We start from the raw sequence: 11,234 nt of genomic DNA, 5'->3' as shown, positions 1-11,234 counted from the left end.
GAGTGATCATGGCTGAAAGAAAATGGGTGCCCGTCAGCGAGGTAATGCATCGCGAGGTCACGGAGATCGACGGCAGCATGACCGTGCTGGACGCGCTCAAGACGATGAAGCAGGTGCAGGCCACCTGCCTGATCGTCAAGCGGCGCCACGAGCGCGACGAATACGGCATGCTGCTCTTCTCGGACATCGCCAAGCATGTCATCGGCCAGGACCGGGCGCCGGAGCGCGTCAACGTCTACGAGATCATGGCGAAACCGGTCATCTCCGTGCGGCCGCAGATGGACATCCGCTACTGCGCACGCCTGTTCGAGAGTGTCGGCATCGGCCACGCGCCGGTGATCGACGAGACGCATAAGGTGGTGGGCATCGTCAGCTACTACGTGCTGGCGCTGGAGGCGCTGCCGACGCTGGAGTGAGGCCGGTCGCATGACAACGACCCCTCGATCTCCCGTACGCCCGCAGGACGCGGCGAGCCTGCTTGTCTACCGTCGGCGCGGCCGCGGCGTGGAAGTGCTCATGGGCCGGCGCCGCCGCGAGGCACGCTTCACGCCGGGCGTCTACGTTTTCCCCGGCGGCCGGCTCGAGCCGGACGACCGGAGCGCCCGGCCGGCGACCGAACTCCCGACCGGGGAATGGGGGGCGTTCCGCTCGGCCGCGCACGCGCGGGCGCTCGCCATGGCGGCGGTACGCGAGACGGCGGAGGAGACCGGCCTGGTGCTGGGCGTGCCGGGAGACGTGGGTCCGGGTGCCGGCGGCTGGGACATCTTCCGGGCACTGGGCGCCGCGCCGCCGCTGCACCGCCTGCACTACGTCGGCCGCGCCATCACACCGGCCTGCAGTCCCTGGCGCTACCATGCCCGCTTCTTCATGGTGGATGCCCGGCATCTCCGCGGCACCCTCGGCGGCGACGGCGAATTACTGGATCTGCGCTGGGTGAATCCGGACGGGATTCTTGCTGCCGGCCTCATCGACGTGACCGAGGCGATGCTGGCCGAGGTCCGTCCGCGCCTCGCGGATCCCGAGCGGCCGCCGCTGTTCCTGTGCTACCGGGGCGAGCGCTGCTATCTCCGCCGCGAGCGGCCGGGGTGCTGACCGCCGGCGGTGCTATCCTTCGAACATGTTCACGTACATCGATCCCACGATCCGCGGCCGGCTGATCGAGCAGGGCCGTCTGATCCGCATCGACCGCTACGGACGGGTCATCGATGCGGCCAATCCGCCGCCGCCGGGCGAGCCGGCCATCAACCTGCTCGGGCCGATACCGCTGCCGCTGGACGTCGCCGGCCTGCGCATGGAGGTCCGCTGGTACGCGGCGGTACGGCATACCGAGTTGTCCAAGGTGGAAGACCTCGCCCGGGAGCTCCGCGAGCAGGGCGGCCAGCGGCTGTTCGCCACACTCGCCTCTTCCATGGCGGTGAACAGCGTGCTGCTGATCGGCGAGCCCGAGACGGCCGACCGGCCGCTCGTCCGCGTGCACTCGAGCTGCCTCACGGGTGACGTCTTCGGCTCCCAGCGCTGCGAATGCGGCCCGCAGTTCGTCGCGGCCATGCACCGCATCCATGCAGACCCCGCGGGCGGCATCCTCATCTACATGGCCGGCCACGAGGGCCGCGGCATCGGGCTCTGGGCGAAAGCGGTCACCTACATCCTGCAGGATGCCGGCGAGGATACCTACCAGGCCAACCGGTCTCTCGGTCTGCCGGACGACTCCAGGGACTTCGGCGACGCGGCGGCGCTGCTGCACCATTTTCTCGGCACGCGGCCGTTCCGGCTGCTGACCAACAACCCGAAGAAAGTCGCCGACCTGGCCGAACACGGGCTGACGGATATCGACGCGGTCAAGCACGTGACCGGCGTGGGCGACTGGAATCGCCGCTACCTGGCGGCCAAGCGTGACTGGGGCCACCGGCTCAGCGACGAGGACCTCACCGACTGAAAGTGCCGGTGAGACCGGCGGCCGTTGCGGCCACCGGTACACCGGGCTTGGGGGGAGTCGTCCGGCCGGGGTACCTCCGTGGTATCCGTTGCGGCATCCTGTCGCGTGCCGGACGGTCGGCTGCGGGCGTCGGGTGGGGGGTCCGCAGCCTGGAACGGGTCTGGGTGATGCCCCGAACCGGAGTTGATACTAGCGGGCCCGTGTTACAGGCCGATGACACCAGCCGATCAAGCGGGCCGATCTACTTCTTGTTCGGCGTGCTGTCGTAGGGGTTGCAGAAGGCCGCCTCCGGCGCCTCCTCCTCGGCGTCGTCCGCCTCGGTCACGTCCTTGCCGAGGATCTGGCGCAGCATCTGGGTGCTGACCAGCTGCAATTCCTCGTCGCCGGCCTCGTCCGGCTCCGGCTCGAGCTCGTCGATGTTGCGGCCGCCGACCGCGACCGATTCGCGTCCCGCGACGGGGCGGTTCATCATCGCCTCGAGGCTCTCGGTCTCGAGGATGCGGAAGTGGCCCGTGTCCTTCTCCCTGGCCACCACGCCATCCGCGCCGTCGCCCGCAAGTCGGTCCATCTCTTTGCGCAGATTCGGGTCGCCCTGATGGATCAGCGCTTCCACGGTCTGCGTATTCATCAGCTCGAAACGGCCGGTCTTCACGTCGCCCACCCAGACCGCGTGGCCGCGCTCGTCCAGTCCGACCTTGCCGCCGGGCCTTGCGAGCCTGACGGTGTCGCCTTTACCGGGCTTGTCCGATCCCTGTGCCATGCCGTCCCCCGCGCGGTTTCTGCGCATAGTGTCCGGATTATGCCCATGCGGGATCCGGGATTCTGAGAATCGCTTCACAAGGCGGGATGCTCCCGCCTGGGCCGTTCAGCCTCGATTCACGGGTTGCTGCTAGAATTCCGGCGCTTTCGTCCCACGGAGTCCTGTGCCATGAGAATCCCGAGATTATTGCCCGCCATCCTGCTCGCGGCCTGCTGGCTGGTGCAGCCTGCGCTGGCCGACAGTGCCGCGGAGATCGATGCCGACGTCGACGAGGCGCTCGCCGGCTTCAAGTCCGAGGTGAAAGGCGCGGAGGTATTTCTGAACAGTGCCGCCGGCGTGCTGGTGTTTCCCCGTGTCATCAAGGCCGGCATCGGCATCGGCGGCGAGTACGGCAAGGGCGCGCTCCGGGTCGGCGGCAAGACGGTGGATTACTACTCCACCGCGGCCGGTTCCTTCGGCTTTCAGCTCGGCGCCCAGGCCAAGAGCATCGTGATCGCCTTCATGACGCAGGAAGCGCTGGCGAAGTTCCGCGACAGCGCCGGCTTCAAGGTGGGCGTGGACGGCTCGGTCGCGCTGATCGACCTGGGTGCCGGCAAGACGATCGACACGGCGAACATCACGGATCCGGTGGTGGGCTTCGTCTTCGGCAGCAAGGGCCTGATGTACAACCTGACGCTCGAGGGCACCAAGTTCACGAAGCTGGACATGAGCGAGGACTAGGCTCTGTCTAATTGCCGTTCGTGACCGCGTTCGCGATTTTCGCGGCAGCGCTTGGAATTCGCCGGCAATTATTGGATGCTGTCGGCTCGGCCCATAACTGAAAGGAGGTGATCCAATGTCTAGTGAGAAATTGGGAGTGTCGTTCCAGCCCCGGGATTTCGCCGTGACAGTGGAGCAGCCTTCGCTGTCGCAGTGAGGCCCAGGGTACGGAAGATACCCGGGGGTTGACGACACCCCACTCACGGAGGGCCGCAGCGATGCGGCCCTTTTTCATTGCCCTTTCAATGCCCGGTGCCGCGATGCCCGCCCTTCCTCTGGCGGGAACGTTGGGATAGATTCCGGGGGACGGTCGAGGAGGATGGCTGCGATGAGTGCGAGCCTCAGGGAACAGGTGGAAGCGTTACTGCCCAAGTGGGAGCGGTGGTATCCGAGCCTGTTCGACGCCGCCGCCGACCTGGGTCTGATCAAGGCCCGGGTGTGCTCGCCCGACTCCCTGCTGCTGTCCAACCGTCACGCCTCGGTGCAGTCCCAGGCGGCGGCCGCGCACCGCGAGAAGTGGGGCGGCACGGACGAGCCGGGCCGCAATGCCCCCGGCAAGGGGAAGAGGAAGCGGCGCAAACGCCGCTGAGTCGGAGGCGGCGCAGCGAAATCACGCCCCGGCTGGGGAGAGACTTCCGCAGAACGGGTGGCGACGGCGGCGCGGCGCCGGCCGCCTGAGGCTCACTCCTTGCGGAACAGCGCCTCCGCGTCGGTCAGGGGATCGGCTCCGCCGTCTTCGCCCGGGCCGGCTTCCGGCGCGCCGCCGAACAGGCTGTCGAGTTCCCGCTGCGCCCGTCGTTCGGCGTCGATGGCGCCGGACTCGAAGGCCGTGGCCGAGGGCCGGAAGTAGTCGCAGAAATTAGGCCGCTCCTTCTCCCTGACCTCTTCGGCGTCGTCCTCCCGGCACTGGCGGGCAACCGCGGGATCGTAATGGACACACATGCGGCATACATGCAGCGGGATGCTGCACGCCGGGCACTCGTCCAGCCGCGACAGGGGCAGGGTGAGCTTCGCGAGCGGGGCGCCGCAGCGCCAGCAGCGCAGATCGTTGCTCTCCATGGCCCCGACTGTCGCGCTTCGCGCGGACCGTGTCCAGCGGCCGCCCGCGACGGGTCCGCTTCTGTGATGGGGCTCACGGCGCTAAGCGGCTGCCTGCGCTAGGATTTTTTTGATGGCTGAGCGGGTCGTATCGCCTTCCGTCGAGGAAGAGGAATTCAGCGGGGACGGGCTCGTGCTCCTGCCGGAGGGCTATCTGAATTCCTCCGATGCCGCGTACGAACTGCACCGGGAGCAGATCGACAACCGGATCCACGACCTCGCCATCGGGGGACTCACGCGCCGGCTCGGCGACACCCTGCTCGCGATCGTGCGGCGGGCCACGATGCTCTGGCTCGCTCTGGGGTTCGTAACGGTCTGTGTCTGAGGCCTCAGGCGGTCTCGCAGACGAAAGCCCCGACCGTGCGCTCGAGATCGAGCGTGAGGAACTCGGCGCGCACCAGCCATTGCCTGTCACCCGGATCTACGGACGGCTGCACGGCCACCACGCGGGCGACCGCCCGGCAGATGTCGCAATCGAGGCGGATGATCTGGCCGGCGGACAGTGCCTGCCGGGTGACGAATTTCAGCCCGTGCAGGGAGACGTCCTGCATGCGTCCCGTCATGGGGAAGTGCTGCGGCCAGGTGGCGAGGAAGGTGATCGGCTGCGAGCGGCGGATGCGGGCGATGGCCCGCTGACCCCGCGTCTCCAGGCGACGGCGGTCGGCCGGCGCGAGCGGGCTGGCGCACTCGCCGCAGCGCTCGCCCGCGTCCGGCGCGCCGGCGTGGACGGGCTCCATGCCGCAGAACAGGCATGCTTCGGCCGGCCGCGGTTCACGCCGGGAAGGCCGGGGAGAGGGGTTGGCGGCACGGCGGGCCGCGTCGTAGGACGCCCGCTTCTCGGGGTGACGCAGCACCGACCAGGCCTCGTTCAGAGCGGCGGCCCGGCGGTTGTCGCCGCCCAGGTCGGGATGCGCGCGCATCCGCTGCATCAGCGTACGGTAGCTGGAGCGGATCACCTCCAGCGGTGCGTCGGGCTGGACGTGGAGGATGCGGTAGTAGTCACGCTGCCCGACAGGGTCGTTCCGGGACTTCATGCCTGCGCCTCCTTGTTCTTGTTATGCACCGGATTCTAGTGACCCGCGCGACGTCGTGAGGCCCGACTCGACATAAGGGCGGGCATTCTCGCGGGGCGGGCGACGAGCGTCAGGGCTGCCGGTTGTCGGTGATGAAGGCGCCGAGCTCGCGGAATTCGTCCGCGCGGGCACTGCCGCGGCGCCAGCCAAGGGCGATCTCCCGGTAGGAGCGCTCGCCCATCGGCCAGAGTCCGACGTCCGTTGCGCTCAGCAGCGCCGAGTCCCTGGCCATCTCCGGCAGGAAGGTGATGCCGAGGTCGGCGTCCACCATCTCGATCAGCGTCAACAGGCTGGTGGCGGCGAAACGGCTCACCTTCTCGGAGCTGCGGATGCGGCATGCGTCGATGGCGTGTTCCCGCAGGCAATGGCCTTCCTCCAGCAGCAGCACACTGTCGGCGTGCAGGCGGTTGTAGCGGTAGTTCTCCGGGTCCACGAGACGGGTCTCGCGGTGCGCTGCCAGCAGGAAGCGGTCCCGGAACAGCGACTCGGTCTCCACGTTGCGCAGCTCGTAGGGGACGGCGAACAGCATCAGGTCGATATCCCCGGCCAGGAGCTTGTGGTGCAGCTTCTCGGTGAGATCCTCCACCAGGAACAGCTTCAGTTCGGGGAAGGTGCGCCTTACGAGAGGGAGCACCCGGGGCAGCAGGAACGGCGAGATGGTGGGGATGACGCCCAGGCGCAGCGGGCCGGACAATGGCTTCTGGCCCACCCTTGCCATTTGCACGAGCGACTCCAGATCTCTGAGACACAGGCGGGCCTGCTCCGCCACCTCCCGGCCGATGGCGGTGATGGTGACCTGCCGGTTGGTGCGATCGACCAGCTGCACGTCCAGCGCCGCCTCCAGTTCCTGGATGCCGACGCTGAATGCCGACTGGGATACGTGGCAGGCGTCGGCGGCACGGCCGAAGTGGCCGTGCTCCGCGAGTGCCACGAAGTAACGTAACTGCTTGACGCTGGGGAGATTAATGGCCATGGAGCGGAAATCCGGCGGTTGTATTCAATAAATCGATCACTATTATAAAAATATTCCATTTTAATTATCAATGGCGATCCTTATGATAGGGAACATCAAAGGAGGAAGGATCATGACCATCAACATCGGAATCGAGGAGAAAGACCGCAGGGAGATCGCAGACGGGCTGTCGCGGCTCCTCGCCGACAGCTACACGCTGTATCTCAAGACGCACAACTACCACTGGAACGTGACGGGGCCGATGTTCGCCACGCTCCACACGCTGTTCGAGGAGCATTACACCGAGCTCGCTCAGGCCGTCGACGAGATCGCCGAGCGCATCCGCGCCCTGGGCTTCAAGGCGCCCGGCTCCTACAGCGAGTTCGCGAAGCTGACGGATATCGAAGAAGAGACGGGCAGCCCGGATGCCGAGGAGATGATCCGGCAGCTGGTGCTCGGCCAGGAGACCGTCGTGCGCACGGCACGCCAGGTGTTCCCGGTCGTGGACCAGGCCAACGACGAGCCCACGGCGGACCTGCTGACCCAGCGCATGCAGATTCACGAGAAGAACGCGTGGATGCTTCGCAGCCTGCTCAAGGATGAGGCGGCCTGAAGCACACGCGACACACCGATTCGAAACACGGGGCATGACCCGACCGGAAACCAGGAGGAAATCAATGGATACATCGATGGAAGGCAAGAGAGTACCCGAAGCGACATTCCGCACGCGCGAGGGACACGAGTGGGTCAACAAGACCTCCAGTGAACTGTTCGACGGCAGGACCGTGGTGGTCTTCTCGCTGCCGGGCGCGTTCACGCCGACCTGCTCGTCGTCGCACGTGCCGCGCTACAACCAGCTGGCCGACACGTTCAAGAAGCACGGCGTCGACGAGATCATCTGTGTCTCCGTCAACGACGCGTTCGTGATGAACGAGTGGCAGGAGGCGCAGAAGGCCTACAACGTCCGGTTCCTGCCGGACGGCAACGGCGAGTTCACCTCGAAGATGGGCCTGCTCGTCGACAAGGACGACCTCGGCTTCGGCAAGCGCTCCTGGCGTTATTCCATGCTGGTGCGCGACGGCAAGATCGAGAAGCTGTTCGTCGAGCCGGAGAAGCCAGGCGACCCCTATGAGGTCTCCGACGCCGACACCATGCTGGAGTACATCGCGCCGAGCGCGGAGAAGCCCCACGACGTGACCATTCTGTCGCGCAAGGGCTGCCCGTTCTGTGCCGAGGCGAAGGCACGGCTCCGTGACGCCGGCATCGACTACGAAGAACTGGTGCTGAACCGGGACTACACGGACCGCACGCTGCGCGCCGTCGCCAAGGCGACCACGTTCCCGCAGGTGTTCGTCGACGGCGAGCTGATCGGCGGTGCCGACGATCTGGAGCAGTGGCTCAGCGGGCGCAAGGCAGCCTGACAGGCCGGACGCCCGAGTCGATCCCCCAGCCGTTTCAACGACGGCGATTCGAGAGCCGGGTCCCGCGAGGGGCCCGGCTTTTTTTCGTCTGCGCCGGAGTCAGGACGCCAGTCGGGCCGCCGCAGCACCCGCCTGCAGCGGCGCCGGCAGGTCGTGGCGCCGGCCGAGCTTCGCGATGCGGAAACCGTGGCTCTCGAGCCGGCGGCCGTTCTCCACCGAGCCGTAGTGATAGACGACAATGCGGTCGAGCGTCTCTCCCGGATACTCGTTCAGCAGATCGACGAAGCCGCTGTGGGCCGGATTCGCCCGGACCGCGCAGTCGTGGAAGATGGTCTCGCCCTCGGTGGCGCACTCGCGCAGCACCTCGGGTATGGGTCGCGTATCCCCCGTGAACAGGAAGCTCCCGGGCAGCGCGACGCCGTAGCAGAACCGCGGCTGCATGTGCCGCACCTCGAAGACCCGGAACCACAGCGAATCCAGCCAGAAGCCGCCGCTGACCGGGACGAGCTGGAATGCGTCCCAGAAATTCGTTCCGCCCTCGGCCCGGACGAAGGCATTACCCACCACCCGTTCCTGCAACCGCGCCACGATGGCGGCCGGCACGAACAGCCGCACGGGCGGCCGCCTTCCGCCGGTGACGAGGGGCGCGGCCGCATGGAACAGCTCCTCCAGGCCGCCCACGTGATCCATGTGGGTGTGCGTGAGATAGACGCTGTGCGGAAGCGCGTCGTACTGCGCGCGGTAGCCGTCCACGGCGCCGGGGCCGCAGTCGATCATCAGGAGCGGCTCCGCGCCCCGTTCGACCGTCGCGATGGGGCTGCCCTGGCCGGTACCCCCGCCGATGCCGAGGAAGCGCAGCGCGTAGCCTTCGTCGTTCCCCGAGCGCCGGTCGAGCGGCATGTCGGCCACCGCGTCCGTCGTGGCCGTGCCGTGCCGGTCTATGGCAGGACTCTCCGTCATCGTTCCCTCTCCCTGCTGACTGCCTTCATGGCGGTCCATGCTAGGGAGCATCGATGACGTTCTGATGAAGCCGTCGCGGCGTGTCGATCAGAAGTTCCAGTGGAAGCCGAGCATGGCCACCGGATACAGGTCGTAGTCCTCGAGTTCGGCCTCGAGCTCCTGCCGCTCGGCTTCCAGATCATCCTGGAATTGGGGCACGTCGGCGATCGGCCCGCTGGCGGTGAAGCCCACCTGGGGTTCGCCCTGGAACAGCACGCCGAGATCCAGGCTCAGGCCAACGGTGTCGAAGATGCGGAAGTCCATGCCTACGCCGGCATAGGGCGCGCCGCTGTCGAAAGTCACGGCGGCGTTGAGTGTGCCCACCTGATCGGCGGGATAGACCGTGCCGCCGATCTCGATCGTGCTGCCATCGCGGCTGGTGAGATTCACCTCGTTGCTGTTCGAAAAGTAGCCGGCCGTCAGGCGGAACGGCGTCATCGGCGCACGCAGGTTCAGGGTGGCGTACCACGTGTTCAGGTCGAACTCGCCGTCGTAATTGATGCCGGCCTCCGAGCCGTCGTCGTCGAAGCTGAAGCGGTTCAGTCCGCCGCGCAGGTCGAGATACGGCACCGGGCGCCAGGTGGCTTCCACCCCGAGGCCGAGCGTCCCGGCCCGGACGCCGAACCAGAGGTCGTCGTCGGCCTGGGCGGGCATTGCCGCGGCGAGCCCGAGCAGTGCCAGCAGAGCAGTGATTCGCAGGGTCTTCATGGTCACTCCGTGCCCGCGTCCCGGCGGGCGTTTGAACAGCAATTGAACAGAATACGCGGAAGGCTATACCGGCTTCCCGGTCGCGGGTGTGAGCGGGATCACATCCACGGATGCCCGGGACGGGCCCGGGCAGTAGAATGCGAGCCAGTCCGGGCGGTCCGGCACGGCAGGGAGACAGTGATGAGCGAGACGCGCGTGCCCCGGGGCGGGGCGATGGACGAGCCGGCCGGGCTGCCCGCAGCGGGGCCGGTCACCGTCGCCGAGCGCATCACGGCCATCGACACCCTTCGCGGCGTGGCCGTGCTCGGCATCCTGGTCATGAACGTCTATGCCTTCGCGATGCCGTTCGCCGCCTATACGAATCCGCTGATCATGGGCGGCGAGGAGTGGTACAACCTCGGCACCTGGTTCTTCACCCATCTGCTGTTCGATCAGAAGTTCATGACGATCTTCTCGATGCTTTTCGGTGCCGGTGTCGTACTCATGGCCGGGCGGGCGGAGGAGCGCGGGGTCGGCTTCGCGGGCATCTTCTACCGGCGCCAGTTGTGGCTGCTGCTGATCGGCGTGGCCCACGGTTATCTGCTCTGGTTCGGCGACATCCTGTTCCACTACGCGCTGGTGGGCATGCTCCTGTATCCGCTGCGCCACCGGGCGCCGCGCACGCTGATCGTCGTCGCCTGTCTGCTGCTGCCGGTCTCGTTGCTCATGAACTACGCCGGCGCCGAGTACATGGAGGAGGAGCAGGCCGCCACACGGCCCCTCCAGGAGCAACGCGACGCCGGCGAGGCGCTCACCGCGGAGGAGGAGGCCCGGTTGGAGGCGGCGGAGGCCATGCGCTCTTTCGTGGCGCCCACGGCCGAGGACGTGCAGGCGGACCTGGAGGCTTACCGGGGCAGCTACGGAGAGATCGTCGAGCATCGCGCGCCGATGGTCGCCAGCATGCAGTTTCAGGGCGCTATCGCTTTCGCCCTGTGGCGCGTCGGCGGGCTCATGCTGATCGGCATGGCGCTGATGAAGCTCGGAGTGCTCTCGGCGCGGCGCAGCCCGGCTTTCTACCGGCGCATGATGATCGTGGGCTACGGTCTGGGGCTGCCGCTCGCCGCCTTCAGCGGCTGGAACCTCTGGCAGCACGAGTTCGACGGCCTGTACGCCTTCCGGGTCGGCATGATCCCGAACTATTTCGCCAGCATCCTGGTGGCGTTCGGCCATGTCGGGCTGGTGATGCGCATCGTGCAGTCCGGCGCCCTCGCCGCGCTCATGCGCCGCTTTGCCGCCGTCGGCCGGATGGCGCTCACCAACTACCTGATGCATTCCCTGATACTCACGACTGTCTTCTACGGTTATGGTTTCGGCCTATACGGGACCGTGCCGCGGTTCTGGCAGATGGCATTCGTGGCCGCCGTGATCGGCCTGCAGCTCTGGCTGAGCCCGATCTGGCTGCGGAACTTCCGCTTCGGACCCGTGGAATGGCTGTGGCGATCACTGACATACTGGCGACGGCAGCCGCTCAAAAGCTGACGAGCACACC

At 67.1% G+C, this 11,234-nt stretch carries 15 protein-coding genes; 9 read left to right on the top strand and 6 right to left on the bottom strand.

Annotated elements, in window-relative coordinates; genetic code table 11:
* The first annotated feature begins 8 nt into the window (after positions 1–8).
* The 3 genes from ACJMKZ_RS06330 to ACJMKZ_RS06320 are packed head-to-tail and all read left to right on the top strand — an operon-like array spanning position 9 to position 1,936.
* Positions 9–416, top strand: a complete 408-nt coding sequence (locus tag ACJMKZ_RS06330) for a CBS domain-containing protein (RefSeq protein WP_405232344.1) — start codon at positions 9–11, stop codon at positions 414–416.
* A 10-nt stretch (positions 417–426) separates the two neighbouring features.
* On the top strand, positions 427–1,092 hold the full coding sequence (locus ACJMKZ_RS06325) for an NUDIX domain-containing protein (protein ID WP_405232343.1): 666 nt from the start codon (positions 427–429) through the stop codon (positions 1,090–1,092).
* A gap of 25 nt (positions 1,093–1,117) precedes the next feature.
* Positions 1,118–1,936 carry a GTP cyclohydrolase II gene (locus ACJMKZ_RS06320; protein ID WP_405232342.1) on the top strand — a complete coding sequence of 273 codons (819 nt, stop codon included), beginning with the start codon at positions 1,118–1,120 and terminating at the stop codon, positions 1,934–1,936.
* A gap of 241 nt (positions 1,937–2,177) precedes the next feature.
* Here ACJMKZ_RS06320 and ACJMKZ_RS06315 read toward each other — a convergent pair whose 3' ends face one another.
* Positions 2,178–2,696, bottom strand: coding sequence for a hypothetical protein (locus tag ACJMKZ_RS06315; protein ID WP_405232341.1), 519 nt, complete (start codon positions 2,694–2,696; stop codon positions 2,178–2,180).
* A 168-nt stretch (positions 2,697–2,864) separates the two neighbouring features.
* Here ACJMKZ_RS06315 and ACJMKZ_RS06310 point away from each other — a divergent pair, with 168 nt between their 5' ends.
* Both ACJMKZ_RS06310 and ACJMKZ_RS06305 read left to right on the top strand, forming a co-directional pair.
* On the top strand, positions 2,865–3,416 hold the full coding sequence (locus ACJMKZ_RS06310; protein ID WP_405232340.1) for a BPSL1445 family SYLF domain-containing lipoprotein: 552 nt from the start codon (positions 2,865–2,867) through the stop codon (positions 3,414–3,416).
* Positions 3,417–3,783: 367 nt separating this feature from the next.
* Positions 3,784–4,044 (top strand): hypothetical protein, encoded by a 261-nt coding sequence (locus ACJMKZ_RS06305; protein WP_405228324.1) that lies wholly within the window; start codon positions 3,784–3,786, stop codon positions 4,042–4,044.
* A 92-nt stretch (positions 4,045–4,136) separates the two neighbouring features.
* Here ACJMKZ_RS06305 and ACJMKZ_RS06300 read toward each other — a convergent pair whose 3' ends face one another.
* Positions 4,137–4,514: a hypothetical protein gene (locus tag ACJMKZ_RS06300; RefSeq protein ID WP_405232339.1), complete on the bottom strand. Its 378-nt coding sequence runs from the start codon at positions 4,512–4,514 to the stop codon at positions 4,137–4,139.
* Positions 4,515–4,626: 112 nt separating this feature from the next.
* Here ACJMKZ_RS06300 and ACJMKZ_RS06295 point away from each other — a divergent pair, with 112 nt between their 5' ends.
* Positions 4,627–4,878, top strand: a complete 252-nt coding sequence (locus ACJMKZ_RS06295; protein WP_405232338.1) for a hypothetical protein — start codon at positions 4,627–4,629, stop codon at positions 4,876–4,878.
* 4 nt (positions 4,879–4,882) lie between these two features.
* On the opposite strand, the gene ACJMKZ_RS06290 is transcribed toward ACJMKZ_RS06295, so the two are convergent.
* Both ACJMKZ_RS06290 and ACJMKZ_RS06285 read right to left on the bottom strand, forming a co-directional pair.
* On the bottom strand, positions 4,883–5,587 hold the full coding sequence (locus ACJMKZ_RS06290; RefSeq protein ID WP_405232337.1) for a J domain-containing protein: 705 nt from the start codon (positions 5,585–5,587) through the stop codon (positions 4,883–4,885).
* A gap of 109 nt (positions 5,588–5,696) precedes the next feature.
* On the bottom strand, positions 5,697–6,599 hold the full coding sequence (locus ACJMKZ_RS06285) for a hydrogen peroxide-inducible genes activator (RefSeq protein ID WP_405232336.1): 903 nt from the start codon (positions 6,597–6,599) through the stop codon (positions 5,697–5,699).
* 112 nt (positions 6,600–6,711) lie between these two features.
* Here ACJMKZ_RS06285 and ACJMKZ_RS06280 point away from each other — a divergent pair, with 112 nt between their 5' ends.
* Positions 6,712–7,191 (top strand): Dps family protein, encoded by a 480-nt coding sequence (locus ACJMKZ_RS06280; protein ID WP_405232335.1) that lies wholly within the window; start codon positions 6,712–6,714, stop codon positions 7,189–7,191.
* Between the two features lie 76 nt (positions 7,192–7,267).
* The gene (locus ACJMKZ_RS06275; protein WP_405232334.1) at positions 7,268–7,999 is read left to right on the top strand and encodes a glutathione peroxidase; all 732 of its coding nucleotides are present in this window, start codon (positions 7,268–7,270) and stop codon (positions 7,997–7,999) included.
* Positions 8,000–8,098: 99 nt separating this feature from the next.
* Here ACJMKZ_RS06275 and ACJMKZ_RS06270 read toward each other — a convergent pair whose 3' ends face one another.
* Together ACJMKZ_RS06270 and ACJMKZ_RS06265 are read right to left on the bottom strand one after the other, a co-directional pair.
* Positions 8,099–8,959 carry an MBL fold metallo-hydrolase gene (locus tag ACJMKZ_RS06270; protein ID WP_405232333.1) on the bottom strand — a complete coding sequence of 287 codons (861 nt, stop codon included), beginning with the start codon at positions 8,957–8,959 and terminating at the stop codon, positions 8,099–8,101.
* 87 nt (positions 8,960–9,046) lie between these two features.
* The gene (locus tag ACJMKZ_RS06265) at positions 9,047–9,706 is read right to left on the bottom strand and encodes a hypothetical protein (RefSeq protein WP_405232332.1); all 660 of its coding nucleotides are present in this window, start codon (positions 9,704–9,706) and stop codon (positions 9,047–9,049) included.
* 180 nt (positions 9,707–9,886) lie between these two features.
* Here ACJMKZ_RS06265 and ACJMKZ_RS06260 point away from each other — a divergent pair, with 180 nt between their 5' ends.
* The gene (locus ACJMKZ_RS06260) at positions 9,887–11,224 is read left to right on the top strand and encodes a DUF418 domain-containing protein (protein ID WP_405232331.1); all 1,338 of its coding nucleotides are present in this window, start codon (positions 9,887–9,889) and stop codon (positions 11,222–11,224) included.
* The last annotated feature ends 10 nt before the right edge of the window (positions 11,225–11,234 follow it).

The sequence above is a fragment of the Lentisalinibacter salinarum genome, assembly GCF_040706555.1.
GTDB lineage: Bacteria > Pseudomonadota > Gammaproteobacteria > Steroidobacterales > Woeseiaceae > Lentisalinibacter > Lentisalinibacter salinarum.
This window is presented reverse-complemented; position numbering and strand designations above follow the sequence as displayed.

What these genes read in the sequence shown, in the direction of transcription:
- ACJMKZ_RS06330 (WP_405232344.1), top strand. Translation starts at nt 9, where the DNA reads ATGGCTGAAAGAAAATGGGTGCCCGTCAGCGAGGTAATGCATCGCGAG.
- ACJMKZ_RS06325 (WP_405232343.1), top strand. Translation starts at nt 427, where the DNA reads ATGACAACGACCCCTCGATCTCCCGTACGCCCGCAGGACGCGGCGAGC.
- ACJMKZ_RS06320 (WP_405232342.1), top strand. Translation starts at nt 1,118, where the DNA reads ATGTTCACGTACATCGATCCCACGATCCGCGGCCGGCTGATCGAGCAG.
- ACJMKZ_RS06315 (WP_405232341.1), bottom strand. Translation starts at nt 2,696, where the DNA reads ATGGCACAGGGATCGGACAAGCCCGGTAAAGGCGACACCGTCAGGCTC.
- ACJMKZ_RS06310 (WP_405232340.1), top strand. Translation starts at nt 2,865, where the DNA reads ATGAGAATCCCGAGATTATTGCCCGCCATCCTGCTCGCGGCCTGCTGG.
- ACJMKZ_RS06305 (WP_405228324.1), top strand. Translation starts at nt 3,784, where the DNA reads ATGAGTGCGAGCCTCAGGGAACAGGTGGAAGCGTTACTGCCCAAGTGG.
- ACJMKZ_RS06300 (WP_405232339.1), bottom strand. Translation starts at nt 4,514, where the DNA reads ATGGAGAGCAACGATCTGCGCTGCTGGCGCTGCGGCGCCCCGCTCGCG.
- ACJMKZ_RS06295 (WP_405232338.1), top strand. Translation starts at nt 4,627, where the DNA reads ATGGCTGAGCGGGTCGTATCGCCTTCCGTCGAGGAAGAGGAATTCAGC.
- ACJMKZ_RS06290 (WP_405232337.1), bottom strand. Translation starts at nt 5,587, where the DNA reads ATGAAGTCCCGGAACGACCCTGTCGGGCAGCGTGACTACTACCGCATC.
- ACJMKZ_RS06285 (WP_405232336.1), bottom strand. Translation starts at nt 6,599, where the DNA reads ATGGCCATTAATCTCCCCAGCGTCAAGCAGTTACGTTACTTCGTGGCA.
- ACJMKZ_RS06280 (WP_405232335.1), top strand. Translation starts at nt 6,712, where the DNA reads ATGACCATCAACATCGGAATCGAGGAGAAAGACCGCAGGGAGATCGCA.
- ACJMKZ_RS06275 (WP_405232334.1), top strand. Translation starts at nt 7,268, where the DNA reads ATGGAAGGCAAGAGAGTACCCGAAGCGACATTCCGCACGCGCGAGGGA.
- ACJMKZ_RS06270 (WP_405232333.1), bottom strand. Translation starts at nt 8,959, where the DNA reads ATGACGGAGAGTCCTGCCATAGACCGGCACGGCACGGCCACGACGGAC.
- ACJMKZ_RS06265 (WP_405232332.1), bottom strand. Translation starts at nt 9,706, where the DNA reads ATGAAGACCCTGCGAATCACTGCTCTGCTGGCACTGCTCGGGCTCGCC.
- ACJMKZ_RS06260 (WP_405232331.1), top strand. Translation starts at nt 9,887, where the DNA reads ATGAGCGAGACGCGCGTGCCCCGGGGCGGGGCGATGGACGAGCCGGCC.